19 protein-coding genes are annotated in these 14,893 nt (G+C 70.2%); 4 read left to right on the top strand and 15 right to left on the bottom strand.

The features are described from left to right. Nucleotides 1–10 precede the first annotated feature (10 nt). On the bottom strand, nucleotides 11–799 hold the full coding sequence (locus OG446_RS20410) for an HAD family hydrolase (protein WP_328895394.1): 789 nt from the start codon (nucleotides 797–799) through the stop codon (nucleotides 11–13). A 2-nt stretch (nucleotides 800–801) separates the two neighbouring features. After that, nucleotides 802–1,749 carry a winged helix-turn-helix domain-containing protein gene (locus OG446_RS20405; protein WP_328895393.1) on the bottom strand — a complete coding sequence of 316 codons (948 nt, stop codon included), beginning with the start codon at nucleotides 1,747–1,749 and terminating at the stop codon, nucleotides 802–804. Between the two features lie 259 nt (nucleotides 1,750–2,008). Between OG446_RS20405 and OG446_RS20400 the strand changes: the two genes are divergently transcribed. After that, nucleotides 2,009–2,176, top strand: a complete 168-nt coding sequence (locus tag OG446_RS20400; protein ID WP_328895392.1) for a hypothetical protein — start codon at nucleotides 2,009–2,011, stop codon at nucleotides 2,174–2,176. 743 nt (nucleotides 2,177–2,919) lie between these two features. Further along, nucleotides 2,920–3,360: a DUF4240 domain-containing protein gene (locus OG446_RS20395; protein ID WP_328895391.1), complete on the top strand. Its 441-nt coding sequence runs from the start codon at nucleotides 2,920–2,922 to the stop codon at nucleotides 3,358–3,360. 93 nt (nucleotides 3,361–3,453) lie between these two features. On the opposite strand, the gene OG446_RS20390 is transcribed toward OG446_RS20395, so the two are convergent. The 4 genes from OG446_RS20390 to OG446_RS20375 form a co-directional block, all read right to left on the bottom strand. Continuing rightward, the gene (locus tag OG446_RS20390) at nucleotides 3,454–3,984 is read right to left on the bottom strand and encodes a GNAT family N-acetyltransferase (protein ID WP_328895390.1); all 531 of its coding nucleotides are present in this window, start codon (nucleotides 3,982–3,984) and stop codon (nucleotides 3,454–3,456) included. Nucleotides 3,985–4,086: 102 nt separating this feature from the next. Beyond that, nucleotides 4,087–5,358 (bottom strand): GNAT family N-acetyltransferase, encoded by a 1,272-nt coding sequence (locus OG446_RS20385; protein ID WP_328895389.1) that lies wholly within the window; start codon nucleotides 5,356–5,358, stop codon nucleotides 4,087–4,089. 84 nt (nucleotides 5,359–5,442) lie between these two features. After that, the gene (locus OG446_RS20380; protein ID WP_328895388.1) at nucleotides 5,443–6,471 is read right to left on the bottom strand and encodes an asparaginase; all 1,029 of its coding nucleotides are present in this window, start codon (nucleotides 6,469–6,471) and stop codon (nucleotides 5,443–5,445) included. 46 nt (nucleotides 6,472–6,517) lie between these two features. Further along, nucleotides 6,518–7,144 (bottom strand): RsiG family protein, encoded by a 627-nt coding sequence (locus OG446_RS20375; RefSeq protein WP_328895387.1) that lies wholly within the window; start codon nucleotides 7,142–7,144, stop codon nucleotides 6,518–6,520. Between the two features lie 117 nt (nucleotides 7,145–7,261). Here OG446_RS20375 and dtd point away from each other — a divergent pair, with 117 nt between their 5' ends. Further along, nucleotides 7,262–7,711 carry a D-aminoacyl-tRNA deacylase gene (gene dtd, locus OG446_RS20370; RefSeq protein WP_148019466.1) on the top strand — a complete coding sequence of 150 codons (450 nt, stop codon included), beginning with the start codon at nucleotides 7,262–7,264 and terminating at the stop codon, nucleotides 7,709–7,711. A 24-nt stretch (nucleotides 7,712–7,735) separates the two neighbouring features. Here the strand turns inward: dtd and ygfZ are convergent, their stop codons facing one another. The 6 genes from ygfZ to OG446_RS20340 all read right to left on the bottom strand — a co-directional run bounded on the left by ygfZ (nucleotide 7,736) and on the right by OG446_RS20340 (nucleotide 12,680). Further along, a complete protein-coding gene (ygfZ, locus tag OG446_RS20365; RefSeq protein WP_328895386.1) occupies nucleotides 7,736–8,701 on the bottom strand; it encodes a CAF17-like 4Fe-4S cluster assembly/insertion protein YgfZ in 966 nt (321 codons plus the stop codon). Nucleotides 8,702–8,734: 33 nt separating this feature from the next. After that, nucleotides 8,735–9,214, bottom strand: a complete 480-nt coding sequence (locus tag OG446_RS20360; protein ID WP_328895385.1) for a Fur family transcriptional regulator — start codon at nucleotides 9,212–9,214, stop codon at nucleotides 8,735–8,737. Nucleotides 9,215–9,277: 63 nt separating this feature from the next. Further along, the gene (locus OG446_RS20355) at nucleotides 9,278–9,850 is read right to left on the bottom strand and encodes an FABP family protein (protein ID WP_328895384.1); all 573 of its coding nucleotides are present in this window, start codon (nucleotides 9,848–9,850) and stop codon (nucleotides 9,278–9,280) included. Between the two features lie 267 nt (nucleotides 9,851–10,117). After that, nucleotides 10,118–10,999 (bottom strand): hypothetical protein, encoded by an 882-nt coding sequence (locus OG446_RS20350; protein ID WP_328895383.1) that lies wholly within the window; start codon nucleotides 10,997–10,999, stop codon nucleotides 10,118–10,120. After that, nucleotides 10,996–11,814 (bottom strand): hypothetical protein, encoded by an 819-nt coding sequence (locus tag OG446_RS20345; RefSeq protein WP_328895382.1) that lies wholly within the window; start codon nucleotides 11,812–11,814, stop codon nucleotides 10,996–10,998. The genes OG446_RS20350 and OG446_RS20345 overlap by 4 nt, the downstream gene beginning before the upstream one ends. After that, nucleotides 11,811–12,680: a hypothetical protein gene (locus OG446_RS20340; RefSeq protein ID WP_328895381.1), complete on the bottom strand. Its 870-nt coding sequence runs from the start codon at nucleotides 12,678–12,680 to the stop codon at nucleotides 11,811–11,813. Before OG446_RS20340 ends, OG446_RS20345 begins: the two co-directional genes overlap by 4 nt. A 106-nt stretch (nucleotides 12,681–12,786) precedes the next feature. Here OG446_RS20340 and OG446_RS20335 point away from each other — a divergent pair, with 106 nt between their 5' ends. Then, entirely contained in the window at nucleotides 12,787–13,149 is a 363-nt protein-coding gene (locus OG446_RS20335; RefSeq protein ID WP_326659397.1) for a DsrE family protein, read from the top strand. Between the two features lie 56 nt (nucleotides 13,150–13,205). On the opposite strand, the gene OG446_RS20330 is transcribed toward OG446_RS20335, so the two are convergent. The 3 genes from OG446_RS20330 to OG446_RS20320 form a co-directional block, all read right to left on the bottom strand. Next, nucleotides 13,206–13,538: a DUF3099 domain-containing protein gene (locus tag OG446_RS20330; protein WP_328895380.1), complete on the bottom strand. Its 333-nt coding sequence runs from the start codon at nucleotides 13,536–13,538 to the stop codon at nucleotides 13,206–13,208. Nucleotides 13,539–13,697: 159 nt separating this feature from the next. Beyond that, complete coding sequence (locus OG446_RS20325; RefSeq protein ID WP_018490348.1) at nucleotides 13,698–13,985, bottom strand: DUF1416 domain-containing protein; 288 nt, start codon at nucleotides 13,983–13,985, stop codon at nucleotides 13,698–13,700. 49 nt (nucleotides 13,986–14,034) lie between these two features. Further along, complete coding sequence (locus tag OG446_RS20320; protein ID WP_328895379.1) at nucleotides 14,035–14,880, bottom strand: sulfurtransferase; 846 nt, start codon at nucleotides 14,878–14,880, stop codon at nucleotides 14,035–14,037. Nucleotides 14,881–14,893: the final 13 nt, after the last annotated feature.

Raw genomic sequence — 14,893 nt, 5'->3', positions numbered from 1 at the left:
TCCTGCCAGATCAATGCACTTGCGGACCCAACGCCTCGGCCGCATCGGCCAGTACCGCCATGGACTCCACGACCGTACGAGCGCCGGCCGCCGCCAGGAGGTCCCGCCCGGCCTGCCCCCGGTGATAGCCGATGAACGGCATTCCGATCGCACCGGCCGCCCCCAGATCGGCGATCGAGTCGCCGATCATCACATGGCCGTCGACACCGAGGCCCGTCGCGGCGACGACCTCGTTCAGCACCCAGGGGTCGGGCTTCATCCGCCGCGTATCGACGTCGCAGCGCCCGACGATCGGGGCGCCCTGGAAGAAGTGGTCCAGCGACGTGCGCTCGAGGTAGCGCCGCACCGCGTCCGCGTGGTTGTTGGATGCAACGGCGAGCCCGCGGCCGAGCCCGTGCCAAGCCCTGACGAGGCGATCCGCCCCGGGGGTCGGGGTGGCGTGCTCGGCGGCCTTGCGCTCCCGGGCGGTGAGTTCCTGGCGCAGCAGCTCGACGGTCTCGCGCACCTGCTCGGTGGCACCCCGAGTGCGGGCCAGCCGGTCGTACCACCGGAAGACAGCATGCGGGTCGGGATTACCCCGCACCTCATCCGGTACAGGACCGTACTGCGCGGCGATGTGGACGAGCTCGCCGGCGATGAGGTGCGCCTCGCTGACCCCGTTCCCGTGCTCACTGACGAAGAGCTGGACCATGGGCCCGTCGAAGTCCCAGACAAGGCACCGGGCGCGAGCAAGCAGATTCCGCGCACGCCGAGCGGCCGAAGCCTCGTCGCGTGCAGGAGCAGCAACTGGGGACAGCACGATCAGAGATCCACCCTCGTGGCCTGGTGATTCCAGTTCGAATCGAAGAACGCCTGGCACTCCTGCACGATGTCGCGCGGTCCGCTCCCGGCGCTCTTCGCCGTCGCCGCCACACGGTACGGAAAGAGGGTGGCTCCCGTGCCGTACGCGTCGTATATCTCGACTTCCTCACGTCCCGGAGGGAGCGGGATGCTGCCCACATCCACGACGTAGAAGCCCTGCAGCGCCAGGCTGCGGTTCAGAATGTACAACTTCATCTGGGGTGCGAACGGCACCACCCGCACCTCGACGTCGACTTCCGGTGCGGGGTCGCAGCGCTGGAGCTCGAACAGCGCCTCCTGGAACATCGTCGCGTGGCTCTGCAGGATCGCCTTCAGCCGCTGCCGCACGCGGGGGTCGTCCGCGCCGTCGACCCTACGGGGGATCGCCAGGCTCGGGGAGTCGCAGTCCGGAAGCATCAGCCGGGCCTTGATGCTGCGGGGCGGCGGGATGTTCTCCTGGATGAACCGGTCCTTCAGGTCCGACACCCGCTTGGCGAGCGACTCCGTGGTCATGGAGAAGACATCGAGTGTCACCTCGGGCGCTTCGAACGCCTCCGCCAGGTACGGCCCGAGCATCACCGGCTTGACGCCCTCGGCCATCACGGCCCAGGGGCCACCCGGGGCCTGAGCGGCGCGGCCCCCCTGTGGCGCGACGCGCCCCTCGCCCTGCCGCCCGCCCCCCACGAAGGTCCCGCTGCCCTGCCGGGTGACGATGAGACCCTCCTCGCGCAAACACTTCAGGGCCTCGTTGATCGTGGCGGGTGAGACATCGAACCGTTCGGCGAGCTGGGCCCGTGTCGGCAGGCGCTCGCCCGGCCCCCACTCCTCGCTTGTGATGCCCTGACGCAGCTCGTCGGCGACGCGCTGATAGATGAACTCGCCCTCAGTCCAGTCATGCTCACGATTCATCACATCTCAACCATACAACTGGTGGCCAGCCAGGGAGACTTCGCGTGAGCAACCATGAAAATCACATGACCGCCATCACAACCAACCAATCCAGGCAACCATACAAGTTTACGACTACTCATTCGTAGGGAAACCTACAGTCAAGCCAACCAGCCAAATCTAAGAGGTTGATCGGTTGTTCTAGGTACACAGGCAGCGTCCTCTCGACACAACGGAGTGCGAGCATCGACGCCCCTTCACCGCCGGAGGAGTGATCGTCATGCCATTCGTCACGCTGGGGATCGAGCAGATCGTGCAGTGGAAGTACGGGCTGATGGGGACGGTGGGCTTCGCGCTGCTGTCGTTCGGCCTCAAGGCGGGAAGCCCCAACTGTGCCTGCGCGGGGGCCCTGATACTGGCCCTGTTGCTCGCGCCCACCGACAACTGACGCCACACACATGCGCCGCCTACGGCGTCGGACTCACCGGAGTCATCATGGTGAGGGCCGAAGACTCCCCAGCGCCCGGCCCGACAGGCGCGTCAGCGGCCCGGACCTCCGCACGCGCCTCCCCCACCGCACGGGCACGCCCCGCCTCCGTCACCCCGGCCACCCGCGCCTCGTACCCGGTACCGTCCGGCCGGTGCCCCATCACGTGGTCGTGCACGGGCGGGATCACAACCGCGTAAATCGTTGCCGTACCCGCGTACGACCGTCCGCGTAGCCGCAGGTTCCGCTTCGGCCCGTGCCGCCGCCACACCAGTGCACCGAGCTCCCGCAGCACGCGCACGTGCCGTTTCACCGTCGCCGTCGACACCCCGCACCGGCCACACAAAGCCCGACCCGTCCTCGCGGTAGTTGCGACGCAACACGCAGCGGAGCAACGGAGCTCCGGCCACGAACAGGGCTGGAGCAGCAACAACTGCACCAACCGTCGCGGTGAGACGGACGGTTCGGATCCTCGCGACGTTCTCTATCCGCATTGCTCGAGGCTGCCGATCAGCTCGTCCACGGTTCTCACGGACATCGTGTCAGAACCGGTTTCGCCTCCGGCCCGACTGCTGCGGCCACGACCCCGTTCGTTCCACACAGACACCGTCCGGCAGGCCAAGTCCCCCTGCTTGCAACCGCGTCATTCTCCTCACCGCGACAACCAGGCATGCTGGAAGCCGGGACTGTCAGACCGTTGGTACATGCTCGCCGACATGAACGAAGACGCCTTCTGGCAGCTGATCGAGGACTGCAGGCCCGCAGGCCCCGACCCAGACGCCGACCTCCTTGCAGACACCCTCACCGAACGCCTCGCCCGGTCTCCGTTGTCGCTGGTCACCGGCTTTGCCGAACAACTGTCATGGGCGCTCTACCGGCTGGACCGCAAGGAGTACGGACGCGACCTGAGCGGAGACGCATTTCTCTACACCCGTGCCGCGGTCGTCGCCGCCGGCCGCACGGAATTCGCCAGCGTCCTCGAAGACCCAGCGGCCTTCACTCCTTACGCCACCGACCTCATCTGGGCTGAGAGCCTGCTCTGCACGCCGGACCGGGCATACAGACGCATCACCGAGAAGGAGTGGGACCGCGACACGCGCTACTCCTACGAGTCGTACTCAAACGCTGACGGCTGGGCCGACTGAACGGCACGGCCTGCCGATGCTTCCACCGCCGGGCGTTCTCACGGAATGTGCGCCAGAACCCTCTCCCATGAACAGAGCCGCACCACGGCCCGGCTACGCATCCGTGACCAGTCGGGCATGAAGTTCCACGTCGAAGCGAACCCCGTCGTACGCGAGCTTCTGCCGTTGCCGCCCCTCCACCGCGAAGCCGGCCGCGCGGGCCACTCCGCACGAGGCGGGATTGTTGACCCGGTGCCCGAGCTCCAGCCGGAAGAGCTCGGCATCGGCGAACGCCCAGCGGGCCAGAGCACGGCACGCGCGGGAAGCCACGCCTCGGCCGCGAGCCGTTGACGCCGTCCAGTAGGAAACCCAGCCAGTGCCGTGCCTCCGGTCCACGTGCCCGACACACACCTGGCCGAGAACAAGGCCGCCGCTGTCGACGACGGCGAAGGAGTAGGCAGAGCCCGCATCCCACTGGTCACCACGAGCCGCTGTCCATCGTTCGGCAGACCGGACGGAATCAACCGGTTCGTCGGACTGACCCCGCATGAGCGGATCCGCGAACGCGGTCATCACCGCCCGGGCGTCCTCGGCCTTCCATCTCCGCAGCGTCAGGCCCGAGGAGGCGTCCACACGATCACGCACGACGCGAGTCTCCTCCCGCGATCATCGGCTTCCCAGCGGCCGCCACGCCCCAACGGCCGCCGCCCGCCCTCCGGGCGGACGGCGCTACTTCCGAAACACGCCCTAGAACACATCCGGGCACCACGCCCGCCGCCCCGCCCGCAGCATCCCGTCCGCCCGGGCAGCCGCCCCCGGGGTCAGCTCCTCGACGCGGCCCAGGGCCGCCAGGCGCGTCACGCTCTCGTCGCCCAGGTACAGCGTCCCCAACTCCCGTACGTCCATGGCCAGATCGGCCGTCCGCGTCGTCGGGGCACAGGTGGCGCCGTCCGGTGTGGCGTCCAGGTGGAAGCGGCCCGCGGCGAGGCCTGCCGGGTCGTGGATGTCCAGGACGAGGGAGCCGGGGACCGCGTAGGTGCGGGCCTCCAGGGCGCGGACGATGTCCAGGATGCGCACCCACAGGAAGTCCGCGTGCGTCACCACGCGGGCCGCGCGCGGGTCCGGGAGGAGGAGCGGGAGCAGGTCGTCGGGGGCGCGGTGGCCGGTGCGGATCGTGGAGATCCAGTCGACCGAGCAGAGGAAGTGCCACAGCGCCCGCTCGGCCGCCGGGGTCACCGCGATCAGGCTGCGTACCGTCGCCCGGTTCAACGGCTGCTTGGCGTCGCCCCAGTGGTCGTCGGCGCGGTAGACCAGCAGGCCGTCGACGCTGCCGTCGGGCCCGCGGTAGACGGCGTAGAAGGGCTCGGTCCAGTGGTCGTGCGGGAAGACCACCTCGCCGGTGTTGAGGTCCCACCAGCGTTCCCCGCGGCTCACCACCCCGTGCTGCCGGGCCCGCAGCCGGTCGTGCAGGGGCTGCCCCAGTTTCCGTACCTCCGCGCCGTCCACCAGGTCGATCCGGCCGCCGTCCCCGTCCGACGGGACCCTGCCGTGCGGGTCGAGGCCCGTCCGGGGGATGTCGACCTCCCACTCGGTCGTCCAGGCCGCCGGGCCGAAGCCGTACCGTCCGTAGATCGGGTACTCGGCGGCGATCAGCGTGGCGGCCACGTCGCCGCGCTCCTTCGCCGCCGCCAGGTCCGTGGCCATCAACCGCGAGAGCAGTCCGCGACGCCGATGCGTGGGCGACACCGTGACGTTGGTGACCGCGTCCGTCGGCACCGTGGCGCCGCCCACGACCGTCAGCTCCTGCGCGAACGACCGGAACGTCGCCACGCACCGCCCCTCGTCGAACACTCCCTGCGTGCGCGCCAGGTCGAGGTACGGCAGACGCCCCGTCACCTCCTCGTCCGACGGTGTCGGCGCGCGCAGGAAGCCGGTGTTCACGGCGCGCAGCCAGTCATGGAGTTCGGCGGGGGAGATGTGGTGGGCGTCGAGGCTGTCAGGAGTGCGAGAGGTACTCATCCGCCTCACGCTAAACACCGGGGCCGCGGATGTCGCCGGCTTTTCGCACGGCCTCGGAAACGCGAACCTCGGAGGGCGGCCCCGTCAGAACGCCGCCCGGATCTCCCCGACCTCGGCCGCGCCGCCCATCAGCGGCGCCCGGCCGATCCGCGACACCACCGGGGCGTCGACGCCGAGCAGACCCAGCGCACGGGCCAGTACGGGTCCGAGCGCCCGGGTCGAACCGTCGTCGATCTTGAAGGCCAGCGCCCGGCCGTCCGCCAGCGCCACCGCCTGGACCGCCTCGGCGCCCATCTTGGACAGCGTCCCCGGCACCTCCCGCATCAGCCAGGTGTCCGGGCGGCGGGTGCCGGCCACGTACTCGGGATGGGCGCGCATCGCGTCCGCCACCCGGCGCTCCGCCGTGCCCTGCTCCGCCGTGACGAACGTACGGAACGCCCGGGCGAGACCCACCAGGGAGAGCGCCATCAGCGGCGCCCCGCAGCCGTCCGTGCCGACCGCGGCGACCGGCTCGCCCGCCGCCTCCTCGACGACCCGGTGGACCAGCTGCTGGAGCGGGTGGGCCGGGTCGAGGTACGTGGCCGGGTCCCAGCCGTTGTGCAGGCACACCGCCAGCATCGCCGCGTGCTTGCCCGAGCAGTTCATCGTGATCCGCTCCCGGACGTGGCCCGCGGCGAGATACGTCTCCGCCTCCACCGGGTCCAGCGGCAGGTCGGGCGGGGTCTGCAGATCGTCGGCCGACAGCCCGTGCTCGGTGAGCATCTTGCGTACGAGATCGAGGTGGAAGCCCTCACCCGAATGGCTCGCGGCGGCCAGCGCCAGCCGCTCCCCCGACAGGTCGAGGCCGGCCCGGAGCACCGCGGCGGCCTGCATCGGCTTGTTGGAGGAGCGCGGGAAGACCGGGGCCGCCGGATCTCCCAGGGACATCTCCACGCTGCCGTCCGCGGCCAGGACGACCAGGGAGCCCCGATGGTGCCCCTCGACGAAACCGGACCGGACGACCTCGGCCAGCACGGGCAGAAGGGGGGCCCGGCCGGATATGCCGCCGGAGGCGCCACCGGACAGGCTGTCCGATATGCCGGACGGGGACGACGGGGCTGCGCTGGAGGTCATGGTGGCCTTCCGGGGACGGGCGGGACCCGCCCTCGGAAGGGTCGCTTCAGGCGAGCAGGTCGTCTACTTGTGCTTCCCCGTCACGGTACCTGCGGGCGATCTCCGCACTGCAATCGTCCGCGGTGCGCTGGAGCCGGTAGCGGCGCCGGGACACCTGCTGTTCGTAGCGGACCAGGCGTCCCATCGCGGTGTGCAGCTCTTCGTCCGTCCGGGCGTCGAGGTCGGAGAGTTCGACCTCGGCCAGCGTCTCCGCCGCCAGCTGCCGGTACTCGTCACTGCGCGGCGTGCTCAGCGTGACGTGCCGGGCGGAGGAGCGGTGCAGCGACGGGGTGTCCGTGAGGATCTCCGAGAGCCGGTCCACCACCGGGGACTCCGGGTCCCGCCGCCGCGCCAGCTCGGCCCGCAGGATGTCGATGCGCCCCTGGACGAGCCGCCGCACATAGCTGAGGTCCGCCTCGTCCCGCTGCGCGTCCCGCCGCAGCACGCGCAGCTCCGGCAGCCGCAGGGCGCCCAGATCCAGCGGGGCCGTTGCGGCGGTCCCGTCCTCGGAGCCCTGCCCGGTCCGCTGCACGGGCGGGCGCATGGTGCTCGCACCCACAGAGGCCTTGCTGTTGACGCCCGGGCGCGCGACCGGCACTGCGCCCGGGGACTGCCCGGTTCCATGCATGCTCATGCTTGTGTCCATCCCCTCGACCGGTGCGTCGGCACACCGCCTCCCGTGCATGGTGCCACTCCGAGGGGTCCGGTGGAGATGCTCTGTACCCGTTCAGCCCAAGATAGGTTGGTCTGTATGCGTGCAGTGGTACAGAGGGTGGACGGTGCGAGCGTCACGGTGGCGGACGCCGGTGGCGAGGGCGGCGGTTCGGCGGTCGTCGGCGAAATCGTCGGCGAGGGCCTGTGTGTGCTGGTGGGAGTGACCCACGGCGACACCGCGGAGAAGGCGGCCCAGCTCGCCCGCAAGCTGTGGTCGGTCCGCATCCTGGAGGGCGAGAAGTCCTGCTCCGATGTGAATGCACCACTTCTGGTGATTTCACAGTTCACTCTCTACGGGGACGCCCGCAAGGGCCGCCGGCCCACGTGGAACGCCGCGGCTCCCGGCGAGATCGCCGAGCCGCTGGTCGACGAGGTCGTGGCACAGCTGCGGGCACTGGGCGCGCAGGTGGAGACGGGCCGGTTCGGAGCGGACATGCGGGTCTCGCTCACGAACCACGGCCCGTTCACCGTCATCGTCGAGGTCTGAGCCTGCGGGCAGGGGCGAGCAGTCCTACGGTTCGACGACCGTCTCCTGGGCCGCCGCCGTGTCGCCCGCCAGCAGCTCCGCGTCCACCGCCACGTTCCGCTTCACCAGGGCCAGCGCGATCGGCCCCAGCTCGTGGTGGCGGGCGGAACTGGTGATGAAGCCGAGCTGACGGCCCTCCGCCCCGTCCGCGGCCAGCCGCACCGGGGTGCCGTGCCCCGGCAGCAGGACCTCGCTGCCGTCCAGGTGCAGGAAGACCAGGCGCCGCGGCGGCTTGCCCAGGTTCTGCACCCGGGCCACCGTCTCCTGGCCCCGGTAGCAGCCCTTCTGGAGGTGGACGGCGGTGCCGATCCAGCCCAGCTCGTGCGGGATGGTGCGGTGATCCGTCTCGAACCCGAGCCGTGGACGGTGGCCCTCGACGCGCAGCGCCTCGTAGGCCAGCACCCCGGCGGCCGGGCCGTGCGCCGCCGCGTACTCCTCCAGTTCGTCGCGGGGCAGGAACACGTCGCGGCCGTACGGCGTCTCCCGTGCGGTGGCACGGTCCGGGATCCCGGCGATGGAACCGGCCGGCAGGTACACGACGGCGAAGTCCTCGGTACGGTCGGCGACCTCGACCCGGTAGAAGAACTTCATCGACTCCAGATAGGCGATCAGCTCGCCCTGGGTGCCCGGCTCGACGTGCATCCACACGGTCTCGCCGTCGTCGACGAGATACAGGGCGTGCTCGATGTGCCCGTTCGCCGTGAGGATCAGGGACTCGGTGGCCTGGCCCGGGGCGAGTTCGCTGACGTGCTGGGTGATCAGGAGGTGCAGCCACGCCAGCCGGTCGCTCCCGGTGACGGTCACGACCCCGCGGTGCGAGAGGTCGACCAGACCGGAACCGTCGGCGAGGGCGCGCTGCTCGCGGAACAGGTCGCCGTAGTGCGCGGCGACGCCTTCGTCGCGACCCTCGGCGGGGACGGCGCCGGGCAGGGACAGCAGGGGGCTCTTCATGCGACCAGCGTACGACTCGGGCGACGACAGGCCCTACGGCTGGGTCCCGGCGGCCGGACCGGTCATCGCTCCGGCCTCTCCAGCCGCTCCGGCCGACTTCGCCGTGCAGTCGGCACAGCGGCCGAAGATCGCGAAGTGCTTCATGTCCGTCTCGAAGCCGAACGTGCCGCGCAGCTTCTCGGTGAACTCGGCGACGACGTCGACATCGGCCTCGATGACGTTCGTACAGTCCCGGCAGACCAGGTGGATGTGGTGGTGGCGGTCGGCCAGGTGGTACGTCGGAGCGCCGTGGCCCAGATGGGCGTGGCTGACCAGATCCAGCTCCTCAAGGAGCTCCAGGGTCCGGTACACGGTGGAGATGTTCACTCCGGACGCGGTCCGGCGCACCTCGGACAGGATGTCGTCGGGCGTCGCGTGTTCCAGCGTGTCCACGGCTTCCAGGACAAGCTGCCGCTGCGGCGTCAGCCGGTAGCCGCGCTGCCGAAGATCGGTCTTCCAGTCGGTGCTCACCACAGGCTCCAGTGTAGGTCCGGGCGAGTCCGCGGCCCCAGGAGTCCGCGGAACGGGCCTCGTGGACTACTTGAAGAACGCGATTCCGTCGTCCGGCAGGTCGCCGAGGCTCTTCGCCATCGCCGCGACCTCTTCCGGGGTGACGACCTTCTTCAGGTGCGCCGACATGTACGGCCGCAGCTCGACCTCGGGCGTGGACTTCTCGCCCACCCACATGAGGTCGCTCTTCACGTAGCCGTAGAGCCGCTTGCCACCGTTGTACGGGCCGGAGGCCGCGGTCCGGGCCACCGCGTCGGTGACCAGGTCGATCTGCGGCTTCTGGTGGCCGAGCTCGCCGTACCAGATCTCGATGACGCCCTGGTCGCGGACCATGACGACCTCGACCTTGCGGTCCTTGTCGATGCGCCAGTAGCCGGACTCGGACTCCAGCGGCCGGACCTTCTCGCCGTCGGCGTCGAGCACCCAGGAGTGCGAGGTGTACTCCAGGAAGTCCCGGCCGTCGTGGCTGAACGAGACCTCCTGGCCGAAGTTGCACTTCTCGGCGCCGGGGAAGTCGGACACACCCGCGCCCGCCCAGTTGCCCAGGAGGAAGGCCAGCGGGACGAGGTCCGGGTGAAGGTCGGACGGGATCTCGATCATGAACGGCTCAATCGATCGGTGAGGCGGAAGCGGAAGGCGGAGGGTGGGGCGCCGGGCCGGAGGGGCTAGCGCTGGCCCTGGTACAGCTTCTTCACGGTCAGACCGGCGAAGGCGAGAACGCCGACGCAGACCAGGACCAGCAGGGCGGAGAAGAATGCCTCAAGCACGGGGGCTCCTTGAACGAGCGGTATGGCGGCAGTACAGGGCCGGGCCCCAGCCTAATGGGTGGGGTCCCGGCCCGCCGGTTCGGGGCGTGCCGCGGAGCGGTCAGCCCAGCAGCTGGTTCTGCAGGATCACGGTCTGGTGGAACGGGACGCGCGGCGTTCCCCCGCTGCCCTTGCGGGACTGGACGATCAGGGCGACGGTGTCGCCGGCCGCCAGATAGCTCTGCCGGACCTGGGCGGAGCCGAACGGCTTCGCCTCGGCGAACAGGTACGCCGTCGTACCCGCCACCTTCCCTTCGCCCGCCCATGCCTCGTCGAGATCGGGGTCGGGCGCACCGACCAGCGGGTCGCCCGCCGACGCCCCGATGTACCGGTCGTCGAGAAACGCCTGCGCGAAGGCCGTCGAGTTGAACCGGAGCAGATAGACCCGGCTCGCCGTGCCGTCCGGCATGGTCCAGCCGCGCGCCGCGATGTGGCGCAGCGCCCCGTCGCGCAGCGTGGCGGCGATGTCCTCCCGGTACTCCTTCTCGTACTCGGACACGAACTGCCGGGTGCTCACCCAGCCGCCCGCCAGCTTCTTGTCCACCGTGGCTCCGGCCGGGGCCGGGAGCAGCAGTTCGCGCAGGTCGGCGTAGTGGATCTCGGCCGTGTTGTCCTTGTTGAAGGGCCGCGGCCTGCCCGCAGGCAGCGCGGGCAGGCTCAGCCGCGGGTACTCCCAGCGGCCGTCGCTCTCGGTGGCGAGGCCCGGCACGTCGGTGCGCTCCATCGCGGTGATCTCGTACGCCGTACCCGCACCGACCCCGCCGAGCACCAGCACGGCGACGGTCCACCGGGCCACGGCCCGCAGGATCCGGCGCGGGGGCCGGGGCGAGGCGGGCGGCGTGGGGGGCGTGGGGGGCAGCTGCGGCAGGGGCGGGGGCGCTGCGGCCGGCTCGGTGGCGTCCGGCTCGGTGGCGGCGGCCGGTGCGGCCGTCTGCTCGCTCATACGTACTCCCCCGGGGACGTGATGTGATCGAGCTGGTCCTTCACCAGTTCGGCGACGCTCGGTGTTGCGTGCGGCTCGATCCCGCTCGCCGAGAAGCTGAACAGCAGCCCTCCGTCGTACGCGACGCAGTACAGCGCTTCGAGCTTGCTCTCGCTCTCGGGATCCCGGAAGCACATGGCGTTCTTCCTGTGGCCGCTGATCTTCGGCCCGTCCCTGAAAATGCTCACCGCGCCGAAGAGGCCGGTCTGGAAGCGGTACATGTCCCGGACCGCCTTCGTGTCCTTCATGCGTACCAGCTGGGTGTCGACCACCACGTCGCTCTCCCGCGACACGTACGACCGGACGGCGAGACCCTGGATGTGCAGTTTGTCGATCCGCTTCGCCAGCTCCCGGCGCTGCTTGCCGGCCAGCCCGCGGCCGCTCGCCTTCATTTCCGCGGCGGCCGCACGGCCGCTGAGCTCACTGTCGTTGCCGAGCTCCCCGATGTCCGGACCGAGCCGGTAGTCCTTCGGGACCGGCAGGAGCAGCTTGCTGAGCGCGGTGGACGCACGGCCACGGGACAGGTCACCGGCCGGGTCCTTGCCCCCGGTGTTCACCGGCTTCTGCCAGAGGGTGGTCCCGGTCGTTCGGTCCGCGTCGTCGACGGTGATCTTCGTGTACGTCGCCGCACCGGCGACGGCGGCGAGCACCAGCACGACGGGAAGGGCCGCGAGAACGACCCGGCGGACCCTGCTCCTCGGCGCGGGGACGGGTTCGGGAACGAGTCCGGGCGCAGGCACGGGTGTGGGCGTGGGCGTGCTCAGGTCGTCGTTCACAGGCGCTCCAGCTGTCGCTCGGCCAGCGTCCGGATGTCCTTCTTGCTGATCGGAACGGTGTCGGACATGTTGATCTCGACCATCACGTCGCCGCGGTGGAAGACCGCCCTGGCCCGGTAGTTCGGCATGTATCCGGCCTTCCGGTCCACCTTGTAGAGGTAGTAACGACCGCTGACGCTGCCCTTGAGGGCATCACCCTCGTTGCCCGCACCCCTGTCGGCCTCGGGCATGTACGCACGCTGGTTCTCGGCAAAGGCCGCCGCAGCGGAGTCGATGCCCGAACGGAACTGCACGAGCCGGAGGCGGGCCACGCCGTACGCGCCCTTCCGCCAGGAGACGGCCGCGATGCGGCGGACGTTGTTTCCCAGGAACTCGCTGAACATGTAGTCCTCGCTCTTGAAGGCGAGCGCGTAGTCGTCGACCCCCATCCAGCCGTCCTGGATGAGCGTCGCGTTCTCGTTGTCCCTCCAGCCGCCCGGCCGCGGAATGAGCAGCTTGCGCAGGTCGCCGTCCGTACGGACCTGGCGGTCCTGCGATGCGGGCAGCGGGTCCGGCACCTGGTCCGCGGGCAGTGCCTTCGCCGGGTACGCGAGATCCGGCTGCGAGAGCGCGGTCAGCGGGGTCGGGGCGCGGTCGGCCTGCACGCCGTAGCCGACGGCGGTGCCGGCCGCGATGCCCAGGACCGCGGCCGCGACGATGATCAGCGTCGTACGGCCGCGCGGACGCCGCTCGGCAGCCACGAGCGGTGCGGGTGCGAGGACGGCGGGCGCTTCCGTGGAAGCTACTTCCGGAACAGCCTGTTCCGCCACCTCCACCTGCACGGGCGGCTCGGCCTGCCCGTCAGGAATGGTGTCTTTCGGATTCAAAATGGGTCCCCCCACGAGACCTGAGGCGCAGATTCCGTTATCTGCGCACACCACTGACCCGCCAGCCCCCAACGAGGTTGTGCGGCCGGGGATTACAGTTCGGCATATGCCGAAGAAGCTCGTGATCAAGGTGACCGCAGGTGCCGACTCCGCCGAGCGCTGTTCCCAGGCGTTCACCGTCGCGGCGGTCGCCGTCGCCAGCGGCGTGGAGGTCTCGCTCTGGCTGACCGGGGAATCCGCGTGGTTCGCGCTGCCGGGGCGCGCCGCCGAGTTCGAACTGCCGCACGCGGCGCCGCTGCCGGATCTGATCGAGTCGATTCAGGCGGGCGGACAGATCACGCTCTGCACCCAGTGCGCGGCCCGCCGGGACATCACCGAGCAGGACGTCCTGGAGGGCGTGCGGATCGCCGGCGCGCAGGTCTTCGTCAGCGAGATCATGGCCGACGGCGTCCAGGCGCTCGTCTACTGATCCGCACGGGCAGCGCGCTCGTCCACTGACCCGCACGGGCAGGGCGCGCCGGTCCCTCACTGGCGGCGCTTCTTCCCGTCGAGCTCGTCCCACCACGCGTCCGACTCCGGGTCACCGGTCGCCTCGCCCTTGTCCCCCTTGCCCAAACGCACGTGCGGCCGGGACGACGGCGGCCGGGGCGGCGCGGCGGCGGGGTCGTCCCACCAGCGGTCCTCAGGACCCTTCCGGTTGGCGACCATCGCCGCGACGGGCGGGATCACCATCGCGACCACGCACATCGCGATGGCGGCGGGCATCGACCAGAGCCTCACGAAGGCCCAGGCGGAGACGAAGAGGACCAGACAGATCCCCATCATCACGAAGTAGGCGCGCCGGCGTCGGCGGTACATGCATCCAGCGTAGGCCCGATCCGCCCGCCCGGCCGGTCCGGAACCGGGCCGGGTTCCGCCCGGACGGCACGAAGGGCCGCACCCCTGTTTCAGGAAGGCGTCCAACCCCCTGGGGTACGGCCCTTCGGCCGGTCATCGGCAGAGCCGTGACAGTGACCGCTAGACGGCGATGGCCACCTCGGAGAGGCCGCCCGTCTGCGCCACGACCGTGCGGTCGGCGCTGCCGCCGGGGACGAGGGCGCGCAGCGTCCAGGTGCCCTCGGCCGCGTAGAAGCGGAACTGTCCGGTCGCCGAGGTCGGGACCTCGGCGGTGAACTCGCCGGTCGAGTCCAGCAGGCGGACGTAGCCGGTGACGGGCTCGCCGTCACGGGTCACGCTGCCCTGGATGGTGGTCTCACCGGGCTTGATCGTCGAAGCGTCGGGGCCGCCGGCCTTTGCTCCACACATGGCGTTCTGTCCTTCTGGTCGGGGGTCGTGCTGGTCCAGGTCGTACGGGTTACTTGTTGGCGCCGAGCTCGATCGGCACGCCCACGAGGGAGCCGTACTCGGTCCACGAACCGTCGTAGTTCTTGACGTTCTCCTGGCCGAGCAGCTGGTGCAGCACGAACCAGGTGAGCGCGGAGCGCTCACCGATGCGGCAGTAGGCGATGGTGTCCTTCGACAGGTCGACCTGCTCGGCCTCGTAGAGGGCCTTGAGCTCGTCGTCCGACTTGAAGGTGCCGTCGTCGTTGGCGTTCTTCGACCACGGGATGTTGCGGGCGCTCGGCACGTGGCCGGGGCGCTGCGACTGCTCCTGCGGGAGGTGGGCCGGGGCGAGCAGCTTGCCGCTGAACTCGTCGGGCGAGCGCACGTCGACCAGGTTCTGGCTGCCGATCGCCTTCACGACGTCGTCGCGGTAGGCGCGGATCGACTCGTCCTGCGGCTGGGCCTTGTACTGCGTGGCCGGGCGGGACGGGATCTGGTCGCCGTCGACCAGGTCGCGGGAGTCGAGCTCCCACTTCTTGCGGCCGCCGTCGAGCAGGCGGACGTCCTGGTGGCCGTAGAGCTTGAAGTACCAGAACGCGTAGGAGGCGAACCAGTTGTTGTTGCCGCCGTAGAGGACGACCGTGGTGTCGTTGCCGATGCCCTTGTTCGACAGCAGCTCCTCGAAGCCGGCCTGGTCGATGAAGTCACGGCGGACCGGGTCCTGGAGGTCCTTGGTCCAGTCGATCCGGATCGCGTTCTTGATGTGGTTCTTCTCGTACGCGGAGGTGTCCTCGTCGACCTCGACGAGGGCGACCTTCGGGTCGTCGATGTGGGCCTCGACCCAGTCGGCGTCTACCAGGACGTCACTGCGGCTCATTCTGTTCTCCTCC

Source organism: Streptomyces sp. NBC_00236 (genome assembly GCF_036195045.1).
GTDB lineage: Bacteria > Actinomycetota > Actinomycetes > Streptomycetales > Streptomycetaceae > Streptomyces.
The sequence above is the reverse complement of the archived record's forward strand: the minus strand, read 5'-3'. Positions and strand labels throughout refer to the sequence as shown.